This window comes from Pseudomonas urethralis (genome assembly GCF_021602465.1).
GTDB lineage: Bacteria > Pseudomonadota > Gammaproteobacteria > Pseudomonadales > Pseudomonadaceae > Aquipseudomonas > Aquipseudomonas vlassakiae.
In genome coordinates, this window is record NZ_BQIJ01000024.1 from 1 (window position 1) to 23049 (window position 23049).

Annotated in this window: 23 protein-coding genes; 5 read left to right on the forward strand and 18 right to left on the reverse strand. The window is 64.3% G+C overall.

Annotated elements, in window-relative coordinates:
- Positions 1–310: 310 nt before the first annotated feature.
- Positions 311–3787, forward strand: a complete 3477-nt coding sequence (locus L6D64_RS25655) for a hybrid sensor histidine kinase/response regulator (protein WP_176509873.1) — start codon at positions 311–313, stop codon at positions 3785–3787.
- Here L6D64_RS25655 and L6D64_RS25660 read toward each other — a convergent pair.
- Both L6D64_RS25660 and L6D64_RS25665 read right to left on the reverse strand, forming a co-directional pair.
- Positions 3759–5132 (reverse strand): DNA recombination protein RmuC, encoded by a 1374-nt coding sequence (locus L6D64_RS25660; protein WP_176509898.1) that lies wholly within the window; start codon positions 5130–5132, stop codon positions 3759–3761. The two genes, L6D64_RS25655 and L6D64_RS25660, sit on opposite strands and share 29 nt — an antisense overlap.
- Positions 5133–5283: 151 nt before the next feature.
- Entirely contained in the window at positions 5284–5646 is a 363-nt protein-coding gene (locus tag L6D64_RS25665; RefSeq protein WP_176509899.1) for a sel1 repeat family protein, read from the reverse strand.
- 954 nt (positions 5647–6600) lie between these two features.
- On the opposite strand from L6D64_RS25665, the gene L6D64_RS25670 reads away from it, so the two are divergent.
- From L6D64_RS25670 to L6D64_RS25680, 3 genes are all read left to right on the forward strand, one after another.
- Positions 6601–6825 carry a hypothetical protein gene (locus L6D64_RS25670; protein ID WP_054887044.1) on the forward strand — a complete coding sequence of 75 codons (225 nt, stop codon included), beginning with the start codon at positions 6601–6603 and terminating at the stop codon, positions 6823–6825.
- A 248-nt stretch (positions 6826–7073) separates the two neighbouring features.
- Positions 7074–7556 (forward strand): hypothetical protein, encoded by a 483-nt coding sequence (locus L6D64_RS25675; RefSeq protein WP_176509874.1) that lies wholly within the window; start codon positions 7074–7076, stop codon positions 7554–7556.
- A gap of 146 nt (positions 7557–7702) precedes the next feature.
- Positions 7703–8968, forward strand: coding sequence for an OmpP1/FadL family transporter (locus L6D64_RS25680; RefSeq protein ID WP_176509875.1), 1266 nt, complete (start codon positions 7703–7705; stop codon positions 8966–8968).
- 42 nt (positions 8969–9010) lie between these two features.
- Here the strand turns inward: L6D64_RS25680 and L6D64_RS25685 are convergent, their stop codons facing one another.
- Positions 9011–9940, reverse strand: coding sequence for a LysR family transcriptional regulator (locus L6D64_RS25685; RefSeq protein WP_176509876.1), 930 nt, complete (start codon positions 9938–9940; stop codon positions 9011–9013).
- 115 nt (positions 9941–10055) lie between these two features.
- Between L6D64_RS25685 and L6D64_RS25690 the strand changes: the two genes are divergently transcribed.
- Positions 10056–10316 carry a DUF2798 domain-containing protein gene (locus L6D64_RS25690; protein WP_176509877.1) on the forward strand — a complete coding sequence of 87 codons (261 nt, stop codon included), beginning with the start codon at positions 10056–10058 and terminating at the stop codon, positions 10314–10316.
- A 127-nt stretch (positions 10317–10443) separates the two neighbouring features.
- On the opposite strand, the gene L6D64_RS25695 is transcribed toward L6D64_RS25690, so the two are convergent.
- From L6D64_RS25695 to cobO, 15 genes are all read right to left on the reverse strand, one after another.
- Positions 10444–10995: a glutathione peroxidase gene (locus tag L6D64_RS25695; protein WP_176509878.1), complete on the reverse strand. Its 552-nt coding sequence runs from the start codon at positions 10993–10995 to the stop codon at positions 10444–10446.
- A 43-nt stretch (positions 10996–11038) separates the two neighbouring features.
- Positions 11039–11161 (reverse strand): hypothetical protein, encoded by a 123-nt coding sequence (locus L6D64_RS28320; protein ID WP_276575180.1) that lies wholly within the window; start codon positions 11159–11161, stop codon positions 11039–11041.
- Entirely contained in the window at positions 11158–12360 is a 1203-nt protein-coding gene (locus L6D64_RS25700; protein WP_176509879.1) for an MFS transporter, read from the reverse strand. The genes L6D64_RS28320 and L6D64_RS25700 overlap by 4 nt, the downstream gene beginning before the upstream one ends.
- A gap of 63 nt (positions 12361–12423) precedes the next feature.
- Complete coding sequence (locus tag L6D64_RS25705) at positions 12424–12828, reverse strand: MarR family winged helix-turn-helix transcriptional regulator (RefSeq protein WP_176509880.1); 405 nt, start codon at positions 12826–12828, stop codon at positions 12424–12426.
- Positions 12829–12870: 42 nt separating this feature from the next.
- On the reverse strand, positions 12871–13983 hold the full coding sequence (locus L6D64_RS25710) for a glycoside hydrolase family 5 protein (protein ID WP_308809885.1): 1113 nt from the start codon (positions 13981–13983) through the stop codon (positions 12871–12873).
- Positions 13984–14195: 212 nt separating this feature from the next.
- Positions 14196–14924, reverse strand: a complete 729-nt coding sequence (locus L6D64_RS25715) for an adenosylcobinamide-GDP ribazoletransferase (RefSeq protein ID WP_176509882.1) — start codon at positions 14922–14924, stop codon at positions 14196–14198.
- 1 nt (position 14925) lies between these two features.
- Positions 14926–15483, reverse strand: coding sequence for a histidine phosphatase family protein (locus L6D64_RS25720; RefSeq protein WP_176509883.1), 558 nt, complete (start codon positions 15481–15483; stop codon positions 14926–14928).
- Complete coding sequence (cobT, locus tag L6D64_RS25725) at positions 15480–16535, reverse strand: nicotinate-nucleotide--dimethylbenzimidazole phosphoribosyltransferase (protein ID WP_176509884.1); 1056 nt, start codon at positions 16533–16535, stop codon at positions 15480–15482. Before cobT ends, L6D64_RS25720 begins: the two co-directional genes overlap by 4 nt.
- A complete protein-coding gene (cobU, locus tag L6D64_RS25730) occupies positions 16532–17053 on the reverse strand; it encodes a bifunctional adenosylcobinamide kinase/adenosylcobinamide-phosphate guanylyltransferase (RefSeq protein ID WP_054885540.1) in 522 nt (173 codons plus the stop codon). The genes cobT and cobU overlap by 4 nt, the downstream gene beginning before the upstream one ends.
- A 1-nt stretch (position 17054) precedes the next feature.
- Positions 17055–18509: a cobyric acid synthase gene (locus L6D64_RS25735; RefSeq protein WP_176509885.1), complete on the reverse strand. Its 1455-nt coding sequence runs from the start codon at positions 18507–18509 to the stop codon at positions 17055–17057.
- A complete protein-coding gene (gene cobD, locus L6D64_RS25740; RefSeq protein WP_176509886.1) occupies positions 18506–19498 on the reverse strand; it encodes a threonine-phosphate decarboxylase CobD in 993 nt (330 codons plus the stop codon). The genes L6D64_RS25735 and cobD overlap by 4 nt, the downstream gene beginning before the upstream one ends.
- Entirely contained in the window at positions 19491–20399 is a 909-nt protein-coding gene (cbiB, locus tag L6D64_RS25745; protein WP_176509887.1) for an adenosylcobinamide-phosphate synthase CbiB, read from the reverse strand. The genes cobD and cbiB overlap by 8 nt, the downstream gene beginning before the upstream one ends.
- Positions 20396–21046 (reverse strand): 5,6-dimethylbenzimidazole synthase, encoded by a 651-nt coding sequence (gene bluB / locus L6D64_RS25750; RefSeq protein WP_176509888.1) that lies wholly within the window; start codon positions 21044–21046, stop codon positions 20396–20398. The genes cbiB and bluB overlap by 4 nt, the downstream gene beginning before the upstream one ends.
- On the reverse strand, positions 21043–22338 hold the full coding sequence (locus tag L6D64_RS25755; protein WP_176509889.1) for a cobyrinic acid a,c-diamide synthase CobB: 1296 nt from the start codon (positions 22336–22338) through the stop codon (positions 21043–21045). The genes bluB and L6D64_RS25755 overlap by 4 nt, the downstream gene beginning before the upstream one ends.
- Entirely contained in the window at positions 22335–22946 is a 612-nt protein-coding gene (cobO, locus tag L6D64_RS25760; RefSeq protein ID WP_054885546.1) for a cob(I)yrinic acid a,c-diamide adenosyltransferase, read from the reverse strand. The genes L6D64_RS25755 and cobO overlap by 4 nt, the downstream gene beginning before the upstream one ends.
- Positions 22947–23049: the final 103 nt, after the last annotated feature.

Consider the following 23049-nt stretch of genomic DNA (forward strand, 5'->3'; position numbering starts at 1 on the left):
GGTGGGGGTCGCCCTGGGGCGGTGGTGGCCGGGGGTGATCTTCTACCTGCTGGTGATGTCGGTGATACTGGCGGGAGTCTTCTACTGGCTAGGTACCCGTCGGGGTTGATGTTGCCTGCTCCGGCCGCTTCGCGGGTAAACCCGCTCCTAGAGGGTGCCGCGTCGCTTTCGGCACCGTTGCAGTACCCGCAGGCAAAAGACGAACCTGCGACGACTCGCCGCTGCGACCATCGTCGGCGCTGACGAACCGCCGGCCGCGTGCCAGACTGATTGATCGGGACCGCGTTACCTTTCTTGCTCCGGAGTTTTCATGTCGTTGTCCAGCGGGCTGATCGCCGTGGTCGCCCTGGCCTATATGGCCGTCATGTTCGCCATCGCCTTCTACGGCGACCGCCGCAGCACGCCCTTGCCGCCGCGCCTGCGTGCCTGGGTGTACAGCCTGTCGCTGGCGGTGTACTGCACCAGCTGGACGTTCTTCGGCGCGGTCGGCCAGGCCGCCGAACAGCTGTGGGCGTTCCTGCCGATCTACCTCGGGCCGATCCTGCTGCTGATTTTCGCGCCGTGGGTGCTGCAGAAGATGGTGCTGATCAGCAAGCAGCAGAACATCACCTCGATCGCTGACTTCATCGCCGCCCGCTATGGCAAGTCGCAGTCCCTGGCCGTGGTGGTGGCGCTGATTTGCCTGGTTGGCGTGCTGCCTTACATCGCCCTGCAGCTCAAGGGCATCGTCCTCGGCGTCAACCTGCTGATCGGCGCCAACGCCGACGCCACCGGCACCCGGGTGCAGGACACCGCGTTGGTGGTGTCGCTGGTGCTGGCGCTGTTCGCCATCGTTTTCGGCACCCGCAGCCTGGACGTCACCGAGCACCACCGCGGCATGGTCCTGGCGATCGCCTTCGAGTCGCTGATCAAGCTGCTGGCATTCCTCGCGGTGGGCGTCTTCGTGGTGTTCAACCTGTATGACGGTTTCGACGACCTGCTCAGCCAGGCGCGCCAGTCGGTGCAACTGGACAGCTATTGGCAGGAAACCATCAACTGGCCGTCGATGGTGGTGCAAACCGCCGTGGCGATGATGGCGATCATCTGCCTGCCACGGCAGTTCCATGTCACCGTGGTGGAGAACATCGAACCCCAGGACATGCGCCTGGCGCGCTGGGTCTTCCCGCTGTACCTGGCCCTGGCCGCGCTGTTCGTGGTGCCGATCGCCCTGGCCGGGCAGATGCTGCTGCCGGGCACGGTGATATCCGACTCCTTCGTCATCAGCCTGCCGCTGGCCGAAGCCCACCCCAGCCTGGCCCTGCTGGCTTTCATCGGCGGTGCTTCGGCCGCTACCGGCATGGTCATCGTCGAGGCGGTAGCGCTGTCGACCATGGTCTCCAACGACATGCTGCTGCCCTGGCTGCTGCGCCGCAACAATGCCGAGCGGCCGTTCGAAGCGTTCCGCCACTGGATGCTGTCGGTACGCCGGGTGACCATCGTGGTGATCCTGCTGCTGGCCTATGTCAGCTACCGCCTGCTCGGCTCCACTGCGAGCCTGGCGACCATCGGCCAGATCGCCTTCGCCGCCGTCACCCAGCTGACCCCGGCCATGCTCGGCGCGCTGTACTGGAAGCAGGCCAACCGCCGTGGCGTGTTCGCCGGCCTGGCAGCGGGCATCTTCCTGTGGTTCTACACCCTGGTGCTGCCGATCATCGCCCATAGCCTGGGCCTGTCGCTGGGGCTGTTCCCGGGCCTGGCCTGGCTGCATGGCAACCCGCTTGACCTGCCGATCAGCCCCTTGACCCAGGGGGTAGTGCTGTCGCTGGCGGGTAACTTCACGCTGTTTGTCTGGGTGTCGATGTTGTCGCGCACCCGCGTGTCTGAACACTGGCAGGCAGGGCGCTTCATCGGCCAGCAGACCAGCGCCCGGCCCAGCAGCAAACCGTTGCTGGCCGTGCAGATCGAAGACCTCCTCACCCTCGCCTCGCGCTTCGTCGGCGAGGAGCGCGCGCGGCAAAGCTTCATCCGCTTCGCCTACCGCCAGGGCAAGGGTTTCAACCCCAACCAGAACGCCGATGGCGACTGGATCGAACACACCGAACGCCTGCTAGCCGGTGTGCTCGGCACCTCCTCGACCCGTGCCGTGGTCAAGGCCGCCATCGAAGGCCGCGACATGCAGCTTGAAGACGTGGTGCGCATCGCCGACGAAGCCAGCGAAGTGCTGCAGTTCAACCGCGCGTTGCTGCAGGGTGCCATCGAAAACATCAACCAGGGCATCAGCGTGGTCGACCAGAACCTGCATCTGGTGGCATGGAACCGCCGTTACCTGGAGCTCTTCAACTATCCCGAGGGGCTGATCAGCGTCGGCCGGCCGATCGCCGACATCATCCGCTACAACGCCGAGCGCGGACTGTGCGGCCCGGGCGAGGCACAAGTCCATGTGGCACGGCGCCTGCACTGGATGCGCCAAGGCCGCGCCCACTCTTCCGAGCGGTTGTTTCCCAATGGCCGGGTCATCGAGCTGATCGGCAACCCGATGCCCGGTGGTGGCTTTGTCATGAGTTTCACCGACATCACGCCATTCCGCGAAGCCGAACAGGCGTTGCGCGACGCCAACGAACGCCTGGAGCAGCGCGTGGCCGAACGTACTCACGAGCTGTCGCAACTCAACCAGGCACTGTCAGAAGCCAAGAGCCAGGCCGAAGCGGTGAGCAAGTCCAAGACCCGCTTCCTCGCTGCAGTCAGCCATGACCTGATGCAGCCGCTGAACGCTGCGCGACTGTTCTCCGCCGCCCTGTCGCAGCAGGCCGAAGGCATGAACGAAGAGGCCCAGCAGCTGGTGCAGCACATGGACAGCTCGCTGCGCTCGGCCGAAGAGCTGATCAGCGACCTGCTGGACATCTCGCGCCTGGAAAACGGCAAGATCACCCCCGACGCCAAACCCTTCGCCCTCAATGAACTGTTCGACACCCTTGGCGCCGAGTTCAAGGTGCTGGCCGCCGAGAAAGGCCTGGAATTCCGCTTGCGCGGCAGCCGTCTGCGGGTCAACAGCGACATGAAACTGCTGCGCCGGGTGCTGCAGAACTTCCTCACCAATGCCTTGCGCTACGGCAAGAGCCCGATCCTGCTGGGTGCACGCCGCCAGGGCGAGCACCTGTGGCTGGAGGTCTGGGACCGTGGCCCAGGTATCGCCGACGACAAGCTGCAGGTGATTTTCCAGGAATTCAAGCGCCTGGACAGCCACCAGACCCGCGCCGAAAAAGGCCTCGGCCTCGGCCTGGCGATCGCCGACGGCCTGTGCCGGGTGCTTGGCCACACGCTGGAGGTGCGCTCCTGGCCCGGCAAGGGCACGGTGTTCCGCGTCCATGTACCGATTGCCCATCAGGCCGCAGCGGCGCCGAGCGCCCCGGTAGAAACCGCGAGCCAGCCGCTGGCCGGCTTGCAGGTGCTGTGCGTGGACAACGAAGACAGCATCCTGATCGGCATGAACAGCCTGCTCAGCCGCTGGGGTTGCCAGGTATGGACTGCGCGCAACCGCGCCGAGTGCGAAGCGTTGCTGGCCAAGGGCATGCGCCCGCACCTGGCGTTGGTGGACTTTCACCTGGATGACGGCGAAACCGGCACCGGGCTGATGGGCTGGTTACGTGCGCGCCTGGGCGAGCCGGTGCCCGGCGTGGTGATCAGCGCCGACGGCAGCAAGGAAACCTTGGCCACCGTGCATGCCGCAGGCCTGGACTATCTGGCCAAACCGGTGAAGCCGGCGGCCTTGCGCGCCCTGCTCAATCGCCATCTGAGCCTGGTTCAATAACCGCCTCGTCGGCCAGCGCTTCGTCTGACAGGGCCCGTTCGAGCAGATCGGCCGGCAGGCTCTTGCTGGCGCGTGCACCGAGCAGCTTGAGCTGTTCGCTGCGGCTGACCAGGTTGCCGCGCCCTTCACACAGTTTGTTGCGAGCGGCGGCGTAGGCCTTGTCGACCTGCTGCAGGCGGTTGCCCAGCTCGTCCAGGTCCTGGATGAACAGCACGAACTTGTCATACAGCCAACCGGCGCGCTCGGCGATCTCTCGGGCGTTCTGGCCCTGGCGCTCCTGTTTCCACAGGCTGTCGATGACCCGCAGGGTGGCCAGCAAAGTGGTCGGGCTGACGATCACGATCTGCCGGTCGAACGCTTCCTGGAACAGGTTGGGTTCGGCCTGCAGCGCTGCCGAGAAAGCGGCCTCGATCGGCACGAACAACAGCACGAAGTCCAGACTGTGCAGGCCTTCGAGGCGATTGTAGTCCTTGCCCGACAGGCCTTTGACGTGGTTACGCAGCGACTGCACGTGCTGCTTGAGGGCAGCCTCGTCGTTGCTGCCGACAAATTGCTGGTAGGCGGTAAGGCTGACCTTGGCGTCGACCACCACCTGCTTGTCACCGGGCAGCATGATCAGCACGTCAGGCTGAAAGCGCTCGCCATCGGCACTCTTCAGGCTGACCTGGGTCTGGTATTCGCGGCCTTTTTCCAGGCCGGCATGTTCCAGCACCCGTTCAAGAATGAGCTCACCCCAGTTACCCTGGGTCTTCTGGCCCTTGAGGGCCTGTGTGAGGTTGGTGGCTTCGTCTGACAGCCGCAGGTTGAGTTGTTGCAGACGCTCCAGCTCCTTGCCCAGCGAGAAGCGCTCGCGGGCCTCCTGCTGGTAGCTTTCCTCGACACGTTTTTCGAACGCCTGGATGCGCTCCTTGAGCGGGTCGAGCAACTGGCCCAGGTGCTGCTGGCTGGTCTGGGCGAAGCGCTGCTCGCGCTCGTCGAAGATTTTCGTGGCCAGGTCGGCAAACTGGGCACGCAGGGTGTCACGGGCCTCCTGCAGGTCTTCCAGGCGCTGCTGGTGGCTGTCCTGCTGCTCGCGCAGCTCGGCCTCCAGGCGCGCGGTCTGAGCCTCAAGACGACGCAATTCAGCTTCGCGAGTGGCGCGTTCGATGTGCCAGGCGTGGGCCGCATCACGGGCGTTATCGCGGTCGATCTGCAGCAGTTCCAGCTCACGGCCCTGGGCGGCCAGCTGGGCCTGCTTGACGGCGTTGGCTTCGCTGAGGTCGCTGACTTCGTCGCGGCTGGCCTCCAGTTGCGCCTGCAGGCCAGCCTGGGCCAACTGCGCACTGTTCAGGCGCTCTTCGAGCAAGGCCTGCTCGCCGTGGCGCGCAGCCTGACGGCGCTGCACGTGCATGACCCACCCAAGGCAAGGCAAAGCCCCTGCCACCAAGCCCAGCAGAATGCTGGCCAGATCCACTGCCATGCGTACCCCGATCACACCATTGCGAGTTGTGTGCAGCTTACCAGTCTGCCCGGTCGGGCGCCTGCTTCGCCGCATCGGTCTCGAACAGCCGCGCATACTCCAGCTGCGCCCGCTGGTCCCCGGCCCGTGCCGCCTGACGCAGCAGTTCATGGCCGATGCGACGGTCCCGGGCATTGCCGCAATCACGGCAGAGCATTTGCCCCAACCGGCTCTGCGCCACCACCACACCTTCGCGTGCGGGCTGCTTGAGCAGGTGCCCGGCAATATGTTTGATCTGTGGCTTGTCACCCAGGCTCGGGCTATCGAGCAGCCAGAGGGCCACTTTCAGGGAAAAGCGTCTGGGCGCAGGGGCTGATGAGGCAACAACGGGACTGGCGAGGGGTTTACCGCGAAACTTCATGACCGACAGGAATGGCAACTCGAAGGGCGCGCAACTGTACTCCTTTTTTTTGTGCATGACCTGGCGATTTCCGGCGGATTCCAATTTTTTTTCGATGATTTTTTCTTGACGTTTCCGAGTGGATGACTGGAGGGTCGGCAGGTGCCCATCGATTGTCGGACAGTTCTCTGAGGTGCTGGCACGCCCGTCCTAGAGCAAGCGCTTGGGACAATCCACAGTTCCTGTGGATAACTCGGTGGACAACCCCGCCAATGAGGCCGCGAACCCCCGAAAATTGGGGCTTACGGTCAAACTGACGATTTTTTCACCAGCAAAAATTAGTGTTTTTTTTCATTGACTTAAGGTGCCAGTCAAGTCATTGGCGAGCATGAGAAAGGCTGTTGCCAGCGTGTTACAAGTCATGCCTCGAATGTGTACAAGTGCACTGAAAGCCTGCGTTTGGATGCACGAAATTGGCACATCGGGGCCAGTTGGACGCCGGTTGCCCCCTTCCCATGAGGCGAAACACACGCCATACTGCGCGGCTCGCCTGAAGAAACACGCAATGCTTGCAAAAGCCGTATATTTGCGCTAAGGTGCGCCCCGTTAGTACCCAAGCTGAAAGTCAATTCTGGCCAGAAGCGTCCTTGCAGCCCATCGCTCTCCCGAACGATCGCTGCTGAAACCAGGACCGGCCCCCTCGATGATTCACTCGCCAGCCCAGCGCTGTTCAAGCACGAATCAACCGGAAGATTGATCAGGATTCCACCCCGACGGCCTAGAACCTTGGCCCCGGCGTGCTGCCTGCCTTCTGAAGTACCTACCAGTCAGCCCAAGCGCCCACACTTTGATTGCGCTCTCTCTGGCTGCCCTGTTCCAGTCAGGTTCGTTCGTCCCTTATTAAAGGCGTCACTGGAACGTTTCTATCATGCACGGATCATAAACCCCGTGTTTAAAGCAGGAACCTCCAATAACATGCAAACTCATCATCAAATTCAGGCTGCCATTGGCACCCTCTCCCAAGCCTTCTCGCCGTTGAAGTGCCTTATCGTTGCCCCACGCAAGGGCAGCTTCAGCTTCACCCTGGTGGACGAGCACGGCATCGCCTGCCACACCGAACGCCTGTACCCTGAACAGTACAGCCACTCGGAACCCCTACAGGCGGTAATCGCCCGCACCCGTCAGTCGCTCACCGCGTGAGTGGCGAATGTCGGGGTATTCACAAGCTGAATGGCGCCTGTCGCAAGCTGCCTGATCGTTCTGGTGCTAATTGCCGCCAGGCATATGGCAGCGTGCGGCAGGCAGCAATCGATTTAAAAACAGCCCTTTACACCACGATTATCACACTACACTTCAACTCGAGCGGTCCCTACCGCTTCCGGCGGGCCTGACCAATCACCAGCTGCCAAGCTCCAGCGCCCGTCGGCCCTTTACTGCTCGAGGGCATCATGGGTATCGCGGCGAATGAATTGTGTCAGTATGTGATCCGACCTACCCTGGTCTATCTGAATCGCCACTGCGCCAGCGCCGAGGCCCTTCTGCTCGGTATCGCGGCCAGCCAGTCGGCACTCGGTTCAGCCTTGTACGATCGCCGTGGCCACGGCCTCTACCGCATTGGCGAAAGCCGTCACCAAGCCATCTGGGATCATTTCCTCGCCCGTGACCCGGAGTTGGCCAGCCTGGTTCGCGGCCTGGCCAGTCAGCACGCCTTTCTCGGCGGGCCGCACCTGGAACTCACGGTCAACCTGCGCTACTCCACTGCCATTGCCTGGATGCTCATCGAAGAGCAGTCGACGCCGCTGCCAGCGGCCGATGATTTGCTCGGCCTGGCTCGAATCTGGCGGCAGATTTTCCATCCGCAAGGTCGCCTGCGCGACTTTACCCAAGCTTGGCACTTGTGCGTTGAGCAGAAGTTGCCACAGGCATCTTAAGAAGCGTCCTACACGTTTGATAGAAAAAATGGAATTTTGGTCGGATTGTCCTACAAAACGGCGCGATCTCCTGTAATTCAGGCTATAGCGCGGCGCGTCATTTGTTGGTAGCTTTTCGCCCCGGAGATCACAAGGAGTTTCTAATAATGAAAAAAGCAATGCTCAAAACCTCCCTCGGCGTAGCCGTTGCCCTGGCATCCAGCCAATTGTTCGCTGCCGGCTTCGCACTTAACGAACAAAGCATCAGCGGCATGGGTACCGGCTTTGCAGGTCGTTCTTCTTCTGCCGAGGACGCCAGCACGGTGTACGGTAACCCTGCAGGCATGTCGCGCCTCAAACGCCAGGAAGTCACCGTGGGCGGAGCCGCTGTAATTGCCAAGACTGACATTTCCGGCCCGGGCAGCCGCCCACTGCCAGGCGAAACCGACGGTGACATGGTGCCTACCGTTGGCGTTCCAATGGGCTACTACGTGAAACCGATCGATGAGCACTGGAGCGTCGGCTTTGGCGTTTACGTGCCATTCGGCCTGGTTACCGATTATGGCAGTGGCGACGCCGCTCGCTATTGGGGCAAGAAGAGCCACGTCGAGGTCATCACCTTCCAACCTACCGTCAGCTACGCCTTCAACGACAAGGTGTCGATCGGTTTCGGCCCGACCATCAACCGCATAAAGGGTGAGCTGGGCTCGAACACCATCAACCCGCGCTCCCCAGGCGTGAACGATGGCGAAGTGAAGATCAAGGGTGACGACACTGCCGTCGGTTACAACATCGGGATCCTGGTGCAAGCCACCGACCGCACCCGCGTCGGCCTGACCTACCACTCCATGGTCGACTACAAACTCGAAGGCGACACCAAGATCAACAACGCCCTGATCGGGCCTTTCAGCGGCAGCAAGTTCGACGCCACGCTGAAGATCAAGACACCTGAGTCTGTGGACTTCTCGGTCACCCATGAACTGGACGACCAGTGGACCCTGTATGCCGGCAGCACCTGGACCCGCTGGAGCCGCCTGGAAAACATCACCGTCAACAACGACGTCCCGGCACCGCTGAGGGCCCAGTTCGGCACCATCACCGAAGAGCAGAACTGGCACGATACCTGGGCTCACGCCATTGGCGCCTCCTACAAGGTGAACAAGGAGTGGGTGCTGCGCACCGGCTTCTCTGTCGACCAGTCGCCAACCAACAACACCGACCGCTCGCCGCGCATCCCTACGGGTGACCGCAAGGCCATCAGTATTGGTGCTGGCTGGAGCCCAAGCGACGACATGACCATCGACGTGGCCTACTCCTACCTGTGGGAAGAGGACACCAAGGTCAACCTGGCAAGCCCAACCAAGGGCCGCTACCAGGCCAAGTACGAGAACAGCGCACACGGTATCGGTGCCTCGCTCACCTACCGCTTCTGATTCGTACCGCAACATGAATAAACCGCCCTCGTGGCGGTTTATTCATGCCTGCACCTGCCAGCTGTCGCCCAAGGACTCACGCAGGTAGTCCATGAAGGCACGCACTTTTGCGGTCATGGCGAAGCGATCAGCTACGCACAGGTAGATATCCATTGGCTCAGTCTGGGCATAGGCCTGGCCGCTATCGCTGTATTCGAACAGCGGTACCAGCGCCCCGGAGGCCAGATGCGGCCATACGATGAACTCGGCCAATCGGGTGATACCGCCATCGTTGAGGGCCATCTGGGTCAGGGCATCGATGTCGTCGCTGATCAATACGCTGCCGAACTCCGCCTCGAAACGCATGCCGTCACGCACGAAGCCCCAACGCAGGAAGCGGCCGTCCACCGGATAACGGAACACCAGGCAGCGATGATCCTGCAACACCTCCGGGCTGGCCGGTAAACCGGCGCTGGCGAGGTAACCGGGCGAGGCGCAGCAGATGAACGGGATACGGGCGATATGCCGCGCCAGCAACTGGTCTTCGAGTTGCGCAGTGATGCGCAGGCTGACGTCCACGTCTTCGTGGGTGTGGTTGACCTTGCGATCAGTCGTTATCAACTCTATCGAAAGCAGTGGGTAGCGGGCACTGAAGGCTGGTATCAGCGGCGCCAGCACGTGTCGGCCAAAGGCAGAGGTCGAAGCGATGCACAGCCGCCCTTGGGGCTCGCTGTCGGGGGTGGTGATCGCTTGTTCGGCAAGGGCGAGGTCGCGCTCGATGTGCCTGACCCGCTCGTAATACTGGCTACCGGCAGGTGTCAGCGCCATGCTGCGGGTGGTGCGGCTGAGCAGGCGCACTTGCAGATGGCGTTCCAGGCGCGCCAGGTTCTGGCTGACTGCCGCCGGGCTGAGGCCTAGGTTGCGGGCGCCCGCGGCGATGCTGCCGGCTTCGACCACCTTGATAAAGCTGCGGATGGCATTGAGCAGATCCATGGCAAGCTCTTCGATTCGTAAGAATCTCTTTATAAAGAACTCAATCCAACAGGTCTACAGCCGCTGTCAGAGGCCTTGCTAACCTGCGGCCCTCAGCCAACCCTCAGGAGATCGCATGAGCAATCTGCCCCATACCCGCAGCCCGCGCAAACTGCGCCCCAGTGCGACGCCGTACGTGTTCGCGTTCTACATGTCTTCGATCATGGCGCTGCTGATGTGCTTCGTGATCACGGCGGCGAATGCCGGGGTCAATCCGGAGTATCTGAGCAACGTGCTGAAGGCCTATCAGCTGGCGATGCCAGTGGCGTTCGTGTGCGTGCTGATGGTGAGACCGGTGGTGTTGAAGCTGGTGGCGATTACGGTGCATCCGCATTGACCTGTGTTCGCCGATAATCTTGCAGCGCCCTTGAACCCGAGCGCCGCCCGCGCGGCGCTCGATCTCATAGGCGCTGCATAACCGTCGTCGAGCACCTGTCAGCCTCTACGCAAACACCTTTGCACCCCTACGGATGCGAGGCTATCGCCTTCTCTATCGCAGCCCTGAAGGCGGGATCATCGGGTTTGGTCAGGCTCGAGAAGTTGCCGATCACCTTGCCCTGACGATCCACCACGTACTTATAGAAATTCCACTTCGGCGCGCTGCTCTGGCTCGCCAGCTCGGCAAACAGCGGTATCGCATCCTTGCCGCGCACCGCCTGGGTCTTGGTCATGGTGAAGGTCACCCCATAATTGGCGTAACAGACCTTGGCAGTCTTCTCGCTGTCGGCATCTTCCTGCTTGAAGTCGTTGGACGGCACCCCGAGCATTTCCAGCCCCTGCTCGTGGTACGCCTTGTAGGTCGCCTCCAGCCCTTCGAACTGCGGCGCAAACCCGCAGTAGCTGGCCGTATTGACCACCACCAGCGGCTTGCCGCCGAAGCGCTGGCACAGGTCGACCTGCCCCTTGCCACGCAACTCAGGCAAACTGCCCTGCAACAGCGCCGGGCAATCGGCAGCCCAGCTGGAACTGGCGGCCAGCAAAGCCAGCAGCGGCATCGTCAACCATCGGGCACGCATGATTCATTCCTCCAAGACAATCCTTGAACTTGCAGGGTAGCGCTTAACAAACGCTCATGCCCAACTGCATCAACGCCATTCCACCCCGCTGCCAGCCCCACCACACCAGCGCCAGCAACAGCGCAGCAGCCGCCAGCGACAGTCCGCAGGCCAGGTAACGGTTCATACCGCCTGCGCCTGCAGGCGGGCGACCGGCCGCTCTCGCACCGGCCAGTTGAGCGCGGCAGCCAGCACACTGAGCAGAATCGAAATCTGCCACACCACGTCATAGTTGCCGGTCTGGTCGTAGACGACGCCCCCCAGCCAGCCACCGAGGAAAGCACCCAACTGGTGGAACAGGAAGACGATGCCGCCAAGCATCGACAGGTTGCGCACGCCGAATACGGTGGCCACGGTGCCATTGGTCAACGGCACCGTGGACAGCCAGAGCAGCCCCATGGCGATACCGAACAGGTAGGCGCTGAACTGAGTCACCGGCACCCACAGGAACAGCGCAATCACCACGGCACGCAGCAGATACAACGCCGTCAGCAAGCGTGGCTTGGACATGCGCCCGCCCAGCCAGCCAGCGGTGTAGGTCCCCACGATGTTGAACAACCCGACCAGTGCCAGCACCGTGGTGCCGGTGGTCGCCGGCAGGTGCTGGTCGACCAGGTAGGCCGGCAGGTGCACGCCAATGAAGACCACCTGGAAGCCACAGACGAAGAAGCCCAGCGCAAGCAGCCAGAAGCCTGAGTGCGAACACGCCTCGCGCAGTGCCTCGTTCAATGTCTGCTCCGCCCCCTGACTGGCCAGCGGGCGATCACGCAGCAGGCCGACAAAAGGCACGATCAGCGCCACCAGCAAGCCAAGCACCAGCAGCGCCGACGACCAACCCAGCCATTCGATGAGGCCAAGGGTACCGGGAAGCATGGCGAACTGGCCAAAGGAACCGGCAGCACTGGCAATGCCCATGGCCATGCTGCGTTTTTCCGCTGGAACGGCGCGGCCGACCACACCGAGGATCACCGAGAAAGAGGTGCCGGACAGACCGATACCGATCAGCAGGCCCGCGCTGAGCGACAGCGACCAGGCCGAATCGGCGGTACTCATCAACAACAGGCCAGCGGCATAGAGAACGCCCCCTATGATAACGACCCGCGCCGCACCCAGGCGGTCGGCCAGCGCACCGGCGAACGGCTGCGCCAGGCCCCAGACCAGGTTCTGCAGGGCAATGGCAAAGGCGAACACCCCGCGGCCCCAGCCAAACTCGCCGCTCATCGGCGCCAGGAACAGGCCAAAACCGTGCCGCACACCCAGGGACAGCGCCAGGATAAAGGCCGCCCCCGCAAGTACCCACCCGCTGGTTCGCCACACCGAAGTCATTGTCGTTATCTCCAGCACATCGCAAGGTTGTACGGGTCTATACCCGCTTCTAATCGTGATGACTCAGGCAAGCCGCTCCAGCAAACGTATCAGCTCGTCACGTTGCCCTTCGCCCAACTGCCCGACCAACTTCAACTGCGCCTGCTCCCAGGCAGGATGGGCCGCAATCAGGCGTGCCGCACCCGCCTCGGTCAGCAATACCACGCGGTTGCGCTGGTCATCGCCATCGGCGAGGGCTACCAGGCCTTCAGCCTCCAGCACGCGCAGGTTGCGACCCAAGGTACTACGCTCCAGGCCCATTGCCTCGGCCAGCGTGGTGATACTCGGGCGATCGAGCCGTTGCAGGTGACGCAGCAGGGAAAACTGGGCGACATTGATGCCGAAGCCGGCAAGGGCCTCGTCGTAATGCCGGCTCACCCCGCGGGCGGCGCGACGCAGATGGGTACAGATGCATTCACTGGTCAACATGGATACGTGTATATACCCGCATCTGGGTGGTTGCAAGAAATTTCAGTCTGCCAAGCGTCGCCGGATCGGCTCGAATTCTGCCGTGGCCTTGCGTGCCAAGGGGTCGGGCGTACCGTGCTCGATCGCTTGCCAATATCGCCATGGCACCTTTGCCGATCCCAGCTCGTAGTCCATGCCATCCCAGCTATCTTCGCGGAAGCTGTAGAACGCCCAGTGCAACCGATGCCGGTCCATGACCGAGAGGACATCTTCGAGATACTCACTGCAACCGGGCAGCCGCCGCATGCATCCAAACTCGCCTACGACCAGCCGGGAGCGCGGCAGCTTCATGCGCTCCATCCAGGCCAACGGCAGGTCCAGATACTGACGAACCCGTTCGGCGTCCCATTGCTGAATGTCACCGGCGAACGGCGCTGGGCCGGGATAACTGATCGGGGGCTTGCGCAACAGGTTTGGCGCACTGGTAGCCGAATAGGGTTCATACATGTGCACGCTGTAGAGCACGCGATCATCCTGCAAGGGCGCTTGCCAATAACCGAAAGCGTCGGCACTGGCGTACCAGCCAGCGTCGACCATGATTGGGGTCCTGGCATCCACTTCGCGTATCGCCGCAACCAGTTGAGCGTACAGCGCAGGCAGGTCACGCTCCCCACCCCTCTGCCGTGCGTACCACTGCTGCATGCGCTCAGGCGATGCATGCTCGGCCAGGCCGCCAAGCTTCTCGGGGGCAGGTTCGTTGATCAGGTTGTAGGCGGCGATGGCAGGATGGTCTTTAAGGGCCCGGGCCAGGTCTCGCCAGAAACTGACCGCTTGCCGGGCGTAACCGTTGCCTTGCCAAAGACGGTCATCGAACTGCCCCTGGTTATTCTGTGACCAGCGCATTCCAGGCAGCGACAGCGGTGCAATGACCACCTTGAGCCCCGCCCTGTGCGCGCGATCCAGGGTATCGCGAAGTTGCTTGAGATCGGCGGCAGGCAGCTGCTCGTACCGGTCCGCATTGCCCAGGAGGAAGTCACGCTGCGCCGGCTTCCACTTGTCGTAGGACAGCCGTACCCAGCTCGCGCCGTAAGCACGCAGTGCATCGAAATAGGCCTGATCCGGTGGCAAGCGATTGAAGCTGTTGCCGCCGTGGCGCGGGGTATTCCAGAAGTCGATCAGGTCGGCCGCCTTGACAGGGGCGCTAGCGGTGACCAGCAACAAGGCCAGCAGGAATCGTCGCATTGTCCATGCCTTCGCAGTGGAAGAGAAACCGCGAGGATAGACAGCCGCAGAAAAAGCGTCATTTCCTGAATTTTTTCAGCAGTTTTCCGAAAAATGACGGCACGTTTTATCCGTAAGAAATCTCCCTAAGTTGTGCAGGACTGTTCTCAAATTGCCAAGCCCAGCAGCACAGCCAATTCAACAACCTCCAACAGGGCGCCTGCGGTATCACCCGTGGTCCCACCCAGTCGCCTGCACATCAACCGGCGCAATGCGATGAATACTGCGATCGCCGCCAGCATCGGCAAGATCACACGCGTCCCCCCCACCAGCAAACACATCAGCAGACTGGCCAGCAGGACCCACACGGCCGTACGCCGCGGCAAGTGCTCGGCGAGTGCCTGACCCAGGCCCCCGCGACGCATATAAGGTGTGCCGAGGAACAATCCGAGCATCGCCGCCCGCCCTACAATCGGCGCCAGCAGCAATGCCATGCCAGCGCCCTGCTCCACCAGTACCCACAGGGCACAGAATTTCAGCAGCAATACCAGCACCAGCGTGACCACGGCTATCGGCCCGCTGCGTGGATCTTTCATGATCTGCAAGGTGCGCTCCCGATCCCCGAAGCCACCAAGCCAGGCATCGGCACTGTCGGCCAGGCCATCCAGGTGCAACGCGCCACTGAGCGACACCCACAGCGTCAGCAACAGCGCCGCGTGCAACGGCGCCGCAGCACCTTGCAGCAGATGGCTGGCCAGCCACAGCAACAGGCCGAACAGCAACCCTACCAGCGGGTAATACAACAACGAACGGCCCATTTCCCGCGGTTCGGGCATCCCCGGCAAACGCACCGGCAGACTGCTCAGAAACTGCAGGGCAATCCAGAACGGCAGCATGTCAAAGCACCTCGAGCATCACGCCATCTGCGTCCACCGCCAGGCGCATCAGGGCGCCATGGCCAACCTCGACCTGCAGCAACTGCTCCCTGGGCAGCCCGCGGGCCCGCGCCAGCAGCAGCCGCATGACGCCGCCATGGGTGACCAGCAGCACGCGCTTGCCGGCATGCTGCTGGCGCAGGCGCTCGACGGCAGCCAGCACACGCTCGGCAAAAGCCGCGACAGGCTCGCCTGCGGGCGGCGTGTAGCTGTACGGGTCGGCCCAGAAACGGCCAAGCTCGTCAGCCTGCGTTTGCATGATCTGCAAAGCACTGCGCCCTTCCCACTCGCCGAAATGCAGCTCTTGCAAATCGGCTTCGAGCTGAACCGGCATGCCCAGTTGCTCGGCAAAGCGCGCACAGCGCTGCAATGGCGAACTGACCAGCACATCCCAGGGGCCAGCGCCTGCCAGCGCTTCGCGCATCTGGCCCCAGCCTTTGTCGGTCAAGGCATCGTCCAGGCTGCCGCGCAGGCCGCCGCCCTGCTCGGTTTCACCGTGGCGCAGCAGGTCGAGGATCATGCCGGGCGGTCCGCCACCGCCGCTTCGGCGAAGGTCGCCATCTGCCCGTGCAGGGCGCAGGCCAGGCGCATCAGTGGCACTGCCAGGGCGGCGCCACTGCCCTCGCCCAGGCGCAGGCCCAGCGCCAGCAATGGCTGGGCCTGCAGCGCCGCGAGCACGGCCTGGTGCCCAGGTTCGGCACCTTGGTGCGCGAACAGCAACCAGTCACGGCTCTGCGGATTGAGGCGCACCGCCAGCAATGCCGCGACGCTGCAGATGAAGCCATCCACCAGCACGGCGATACCTTGCTGGGCGCAGGCCAGGTAGGCACCGGTCAGCGCAGCGATCTCGAAGCCACCGACACAGGCCAGCGCCCGCAGCGGCTCGTCGGCGCGCAGACCGTGCAGCGCCAAGGCGCGCTCGATCACGTCGGCCTTATGGCGAACACCAGCGCTGTCCAGGCCGGTACCCGGCCCGCTCAACTCATGTGCCGGGCAGGCCAGCAAGGTGCTGGCCAGGGCGGCTGCGGCAGAGGTGTTGCCGATGCCCATCTCGCCGCCGATGAACAGCTGAGCGCCCTTGGCCGCTGCACGCAAGGCGCTGTCACGCCCCGCCTGCAAAGCAGCCTGCAGCTGGGCATCGGTCATCGCCGGCTGGCGGGCGAAGTTGGCGGTGCCGGCGCCCAGGCGCAGGTGCAGCACCCCTGGCAGTTCCAGCTCAGGATCGATCGTGCCCAGGTCGACCAGGTCAAGGCTGGCCTGCAGCTGGCGGGCCAGCACGCTGATCGCCGCGCCACCCCCGACGAAGTTGCGCAGCATCTGCCCGGTGACTGCCTGTGGATAGGCCGAAATGCCCTCTTCGACCACGCCGTGGTCGCCCGCAAAGAGGCTGATGGCGACCTGATCCAGGACAGGCCGCTCGCAGCCTTGCAGGCCAGCCAATTGCACGGCCAGGCCCTCCAGCTGGCCGAGCGAGCCGGCAGGTTTGGTCAGCTGCTGCTGACGGGCGCGGGCCTGGTCCATGGCGGCATTGTCGAGAGGTTGGCAGGCATCACGCCACCAGGCTTGGTTCATAGAGCGGGTCCTTTGAGCATGAGAGGTAGGCCGGCCACGGTCAGCACCACCCGTTGGCAGCGTTCGGCAACGGCCTGGTGCAGCCAGCCGGCCAGGTCGACGTAACGGCGGGTCAGCTCGCCCATGGGCACCACGCCCAGGCCGGTTTCGTTGCTGACCAGGATGATTGTGCCGGGCAACTGCTCCAGGCAGTCGAGCAGCGCATCGCGCTCCGCGGCCAGCCGCTGCGGATCTTCGAGCATCAGCAGGTTGGTCAGCCACAAGGTCAGGCAGTCCACCAGCAGGCATCGGCCTGCGGCGGCTTCTGCGCGCAGCACGGCAGCCAGGGCCAAGGGTTCTTCGATCAGCCCCCAGTCATCAGGCCGGCGCTGGCGGTGCAGGCGCACGCGCTCGTTCATTTCGCCATCCAGCGGCTCGCTGGTGGCGATGTAGGTAACCGGCAGGCCGCAGTTGCTGGCCAGTTGCTCGGCCAGGCGGCTCTTGCCCGAGCGGGCGCCGCCGAGAATCAGGTTGCGCATGTCAGGCGACTCCACAAAGCGTTCGCAGGTGAGCGGTATCCAGGTGCTGTTCAACCAGATCGGCCAGGCGCTCGATGTCACGTTCGCGCAGGGCCTCGTAATCGATGGTCTGCGCATGCTCCAGCCCCGCCCAGCGCAGCAGCGCGGCACACGACTGGCTGCCCTCGAACAGGCCATGCAGGTAGGTGGCGAGGATCTGGCCATCGGCACTCACAGCACCGTCACAACGGCCATCGGCGAGCTGCACCGCCGGCTGCTCCAAGGCAGGCCCGGCAGTGACCCCGGCATGAATTTCATAGCCGGCGACCGGCGCATCTTCAAGGCTCAGGGTCCCGGCAACGTTACGCAGTTGCTTGTCGGCTTCGAGCACCGTCACGTAGTCGAACAGGCCGAGCCCGGGGCTCGAACCGGCGGCGCCCTCAAGGCCGAGCGGGTCCTGTACCTCGCGGCCAAGCATCTGCAGGCCGCCACAGATCCCGATCAGCTTGCCGCCATAGCGCAGGTGGCGCTCGATGGCCTTGTCCCAACCACGCTCGCGCAGTTGCGCCAAGTCGCCACGTACGCTCTTCGAGCCGGGCAGGATGATCAGGTCGGCGGCCGGGATCGGCTGGCCCGGGCCGATGAACTGCAGGTCGACCTGCGGGTGCAGGCGCAGCGGGTCGAAGTCGGTGTGGTTGCTGATGCGCGGCAACACCGGGACGATTACCTTGAGTACGCGCGCCTGCTTGGCGCCCTGACGGATGTCGATGCCATCCTCGGCTTCCAGGTGCAGGTCGGTGACGTAGGGCAGCACGCCCAGCACCGGTTTGCCGGTGCGTTGCTCCAGCCAGTCCAGGCCCGGCTGCAGCAGCGCGATGTCGCCACGGAAGCGGTTGATGACAAAGCCCTTGACCCGCGCCTGCTCGCTCGGTGACAGCAGTTCGAGGGTGCCGACCAGGTGGGCGAACACCCCGCCACGGTTGATGTCGGCCACCAGGATCACCGGGCAGTCGACCGCTTCGGCGAAGCCCATGTTGGCGATGTCGCCGGCACGCAGGTTGATCTCGGCCGGCGACCCAGCCCCCTCGACCATCACCACCGGGTAGGCGTCACTGAGGCGCCGATGCGAAGCCAGCACCGCCTGCATGGCAATGGCTTTATAGTCGTGATAGGCCACCGCATTCATGCTGGTAACTGCGCGCCCGTGGATGATCACCTGGGCGCCCGTGTCGCTGTTGGGCTTGAGCAGCACCGGGTTCATGTCGGTGTGCGGTGCCAGTCGGCAGGCCTGGGCCTGCACCGCCTGGGCGCGGCCGATTTCGCCGCCGTCGGCGGTCACCGCGCTGTTGAGCGCCATGTTCTGCGGCTTGAACGGCACCACGCCGACGCCCTGGCGCAACAGCCAACGGCACAAGGCGGTAACCAGCGTGCTCTTGCCGGCATCGGAAGTGGTGCCTTGCACCATGAGGGTGGTCATGCCGTTTCCTTCTGGTAATCAGTCAGGGCCTGGGCCAGGCGCTGCTCGTCAGCAGCAGTCGCCGGCAGGCCAAGGCGTACGGCAGCGGGCTGCTCGAACAGGCGCACCAGGATGCCGCGGCGGGCGAGAAAGTCATGCAACCGGGCTGCCTGGGTGCTGCGCACGTACTGAAACAGGTCGCAGCCGCCGCTGGGCGCCAGGCCGCAGCCCTGCAGCAGCGCAGCCAGGCGCTGGCTGGCCAGGGCACAGCGTTCAAGCTGGGCCCGATGCGCCGCATGGTCGGCAAAGCAGACTTGCGCCAGCACCCGGGTCGGGCCGCTGACGGTCCACGGCCCGAGCCATTCGTCAAGGCGCCGCAACAAGGAGGGTTCAGCCACTACACAGCCCAGCCGCACACCGGCCAGGCCGAAGAACTTGCCGAACGAACGCAGCACGATCAGGCCCGGGCGCTCGGCGCAATCCGCCACGCTGTGTGGCGGTGAGTTGTCCATGAACGCTTCGTCCACCAGCAGCCAGCCACCGCGCTCGGCAAGACGCGCATGCCAGGCCAGCAGCCGTTCGCGCGGCACGAGCCGCCCGGTCGGGTTGTTCGGGTTGACCAGCACCAGCACGTCGAGCTGATCGAGTTGCGCCTCGACCTGGCTTTCCGCCAGCTCGATCAGCTGATGCCCCGCTCGCTGCCAGGCATGCGGGTGCTCGGCGTAGCACGGCGCCAGCACACCAACGCGCCCCAGCGGGCGCAGCGGGGGCAAGGCCTGGATAGCCGCCTGGGAGCCTGCCACCGGCAGCAGGTGCCGCACACCGTAGTAGTGCCGCGCAGCGTCCTCCAGACCGTCGTCGGTCTCCGGCAGGCGTGCCCAGGCTTCTGGCGCAATGGGGGGAATCGGGTAAGGCCAAGGGGCAATGCCGCTGGACAGGTCGAGCCAGTCCTCGCGGGCAATCCCGTATTGCCGCACTGCCCGCAGCAGGCGGCCACCGTGTTCAAGCATTCAGATAGGCTCCCAGGCAGATCAGCAGTACCCACAACCAGACGCCACGCTGCACCAGGCTCCAGCCGCGCTCGATGGCATCGGCATCGGCCATCGGCCCTTCACCCAGGCGCGGGCGCTCGTGCAGTTCGCCGTGGTACACCGCCGGGCCACCCAGTTCGACACCCAGCGCACCGGCACCCGAGGCCATCACCGGCCCGGCATTGGGGCTGTCCCACAGCGGCGCCTGCTTGCGCCAGCAGGCCAGGGCCAGGCGCGTCCTGCCCAGCAGTGCGTAGGTCAGCGCCACCAACCTGGCGGGAATGTAGTTCAGCACATCGTCGATGCGCGCGGCGCACCAGCCGAAACGCTCGAAGCGTTCATTGCGGTACCCCCACATCGCATCCAGGGTATTGCTCAAGCGGTACAGCACCACCCCCGGCGCACCGGCCACGACGAACCAGAACAGCGCGGCGAACACCGCATCGCTGCCGTTTTCCAGCACCGACTCGGTGGCCGCCCGCGCCACGGCGGGCTCATCCAGCTCGCGGGTTTCCCGGCTGACCAGATAGCCGACACGACGCCGCGCCTCTTCCAGATCACCTTGGCGCAAGGCATTGGCCACCGGCAGCACATGCTCGCCGAGGCTGCGCAAGCCGAGGGCGCAATACAGCGCCAGCACGTCCACCAGCCAGCCGACACAGGGCAGCCAGGACAGGATCAGCGCCACCAGGGTCAAGGGCACCACGGCCAGGAACCAGGCGCTCACGCCGTGGCTGCGCCAGCCGCGTCCACCGGCATTCAGCCGGCGTTCCAGGCTCGACGCCAGGTTGCCGAAGCCCACCAGTGGGTGCCGGCGCCTGGGCTCGCCCAGCAGTGCATCGAGGGCCACGCCGGCCACCGTCAGCAAGGCCACGCTCATGGGCGTTCTCCCCATTGGTTCTCGAACAGCATTTCACTCAAAGGGCGTTCCTCGGCCCAGTTTTCCTGGACCAACATGGGCTGTGCGTAGAATTCGCTGACCGGCCCCAGGCACAACACGGCCACCGGCTTGGCGCCCGCAGGCATGCCCAGCAGTGCGGCCAGGGCTTGCGGGTCGAACAGGGACACCCAACCCAACCCCAGGCCCTCGGCGCGGGCGGCCAGCCACAGGTTCTGGATCGCGCAGGCCAGTGAGGCCAGGTCCATTTCCGGCAGGGTCCGGCGGCCGAAAATGTGCGGCTCACGGTTATCCATCAAGGCCGCCACCAGCACTTCGGCACAGTCGCTGATGCCCTCGACCTTGAGCTTCATGAAATCATCGGAGCGTTGGCCCAACGCTTCGGCAGTACGCACCCGCTCCTCTTCGACCAGGCCCTGAATGCGCCCGCGCAGCTCGCGTTGGCTGATGCGGATGAACCGCCAAGGTTGCATCAGGCCGACACTGGGCGCCTGGTGCGCAGCGGCCAGCAGACGGCCGAGCAGCTCAGGCGCGACCGAGCCGCCGGCAAAGTGGCGCATGTCGCGGCGTTCACCGATCGCCCGGTAGATCGCGGCGCGCTCGGCGGCGCTGTAGGCGTGATCAGTCATGGTCGCAACAGCGCCGCCGCCGCATCAGGGTTGGACGGGAAGTAGAAGTGCACGTAGGAGGCGGTCAGGCGGCCCAGCCGATACACCGCTTCGTTGCCGCGCCCGCCGTTGGGGCTCAGGCCGCGGGCGATAGGCTCAAGCCCGGTGCTGGTCAACGAGTGGTGATAGGTGTGCCCGCGCAGGGTACCTTCCGGCAGTTCCACGGCCTGCAGGGCCAGGGCCGCCAAGCGCTTCTGCATGGTCGCCTCGCCAGGCAGCAGGCCGAGCAGCTCGGCACGTTCGCCAGCGACATCGGTCAGCGCCTCGAGCAGATACAGCATGCCGCCACACTCGGCCAGCAAGGGTTTGCCTTGGGCGTGATGGGCACGGATCGCCTCGCACATCGGCGCATTGGCGGCCAGTGCGTGGTGATGCAGCTCCGGATAACCCCCCGGCAGGTACAGGCTGTCCACTGCCGGCAGTTCACGATCGTGCAAGGGCGAGAAAAACGACAGCTGCGCGCCCAGGTCGCGCAACAGATCGAGGTTGGCGCCATAGGTGAAGGCGAATGCTTCGTCACGCGCCACGCCGATGCGCACGCCGCTCAGCGACCCGGCGCACGGCTGCGACACAGGCGCGGCAAACACCACGGGCGGCGGTAAAGCAGCATCGCAGCTGGCGCCTAGCGCTTCGGCAGCCGCATCCAGGCGGGCATCCAGATCGTTCAGTTCGCTGGCCTGGACCAGTCCCAAGTGGCGGCTGGGCAGCTCGATGCCGCGCTCCCGCGACAGGCCGCCATACCAGCGCAGGCCCTCGGTCAGGCTGCCTTCGAGCAATTGCGCATGGCGCAAGCTACCGACCCGGTTGGCCAGCACACCGGCGAACGGCAGGTCGGCCTGATAACGTGCCAGGCCCAGCGCCAGGGCGCCAAACGTCTGGGCCATGGCCGTGCCGTCGATCACCGCCAGTACCGGCACGCCGAAGTGGCGAGCCAGATCGGCACTCGACGGCGTGCCGTCGAACAGGCCCATCACCCCTTCGATCAGAATCAGGTCGGCCTCTTCTGCGGCTTGCCACAGCAGGCGACGGCTTTCTTCGGCACCGATCATCCACAGGTCGAGCTGGTACACCGGCGCGCCACTGGCCCGCTCCAGGATCATCGGGTCGAGGAAATCCGGGCCGCACTTGAACACTCTGACCTTTCGCCCAAGGTTGCGGTGCAGGCGGGCCAGGGCTGCCGTCACGGTGGTCTTGCCCTGGCCGGAGGCAGGTGCTGCGATCAGCACCGCCGGGCAGCTGCGCGTTGCACTCACAGTTCGACGCCCTTCTGCGCGCGAATACCGGCCTGGAACGCATGCTTGAGCATGCCCATCTCGGTAACCGTATCGGCCAGTTCGATCATTTCGGGCTTGGCCGCACGGCCGGTGACAATCACATGCTGCATCGGCGGCCGAGCCTGAATGTCACTCAGCACCTGGTCGAGGTCGAGGTAGCCGTGCTTGAGGGCGATGTTCAGCTCATCGAGCACCACGAACTGCACACCCGGGTCTTGCAGCAGTTGACGCGAAACCGCCCACGCGGCTTCGGCAGCGGCGATGTCGCGCTGGCGGTCCTGGGTCTCCCAGGTGAAGCCCTCGCCCATCACGTGGTAACGCACCTGCTCGGGGAAGCGGCGGAAGAACAGTTCCTCACCGGTGCTGTTGCGGCCCTTGATGAACTGCACCACGCCGCACTGCATGCCATGGCCCAGCGCGCGCGCGAGCATGCCGAAGGCCGAGCTGCTCTTGCCCTTGCCGTTGCCGGTGAGCACCAGCAGCAGGCCGCATTCATTAGGGGAATTGGCAATGCGCTCGTCGATGACCGCCTTCTTGCGCTGCATGCGCGCCAGGTGGCGTTCGTCGCGTTCGGTGGATTCGCTCATGAAGGGTTCTCCGCAGGCTGTCGCCGCAGCAAAGCGACGACAGGTAATAGGCGGGCAAACGGAGAACGCGCAGGGGCCATGGCCGCAGCCACGGTGCACCGCG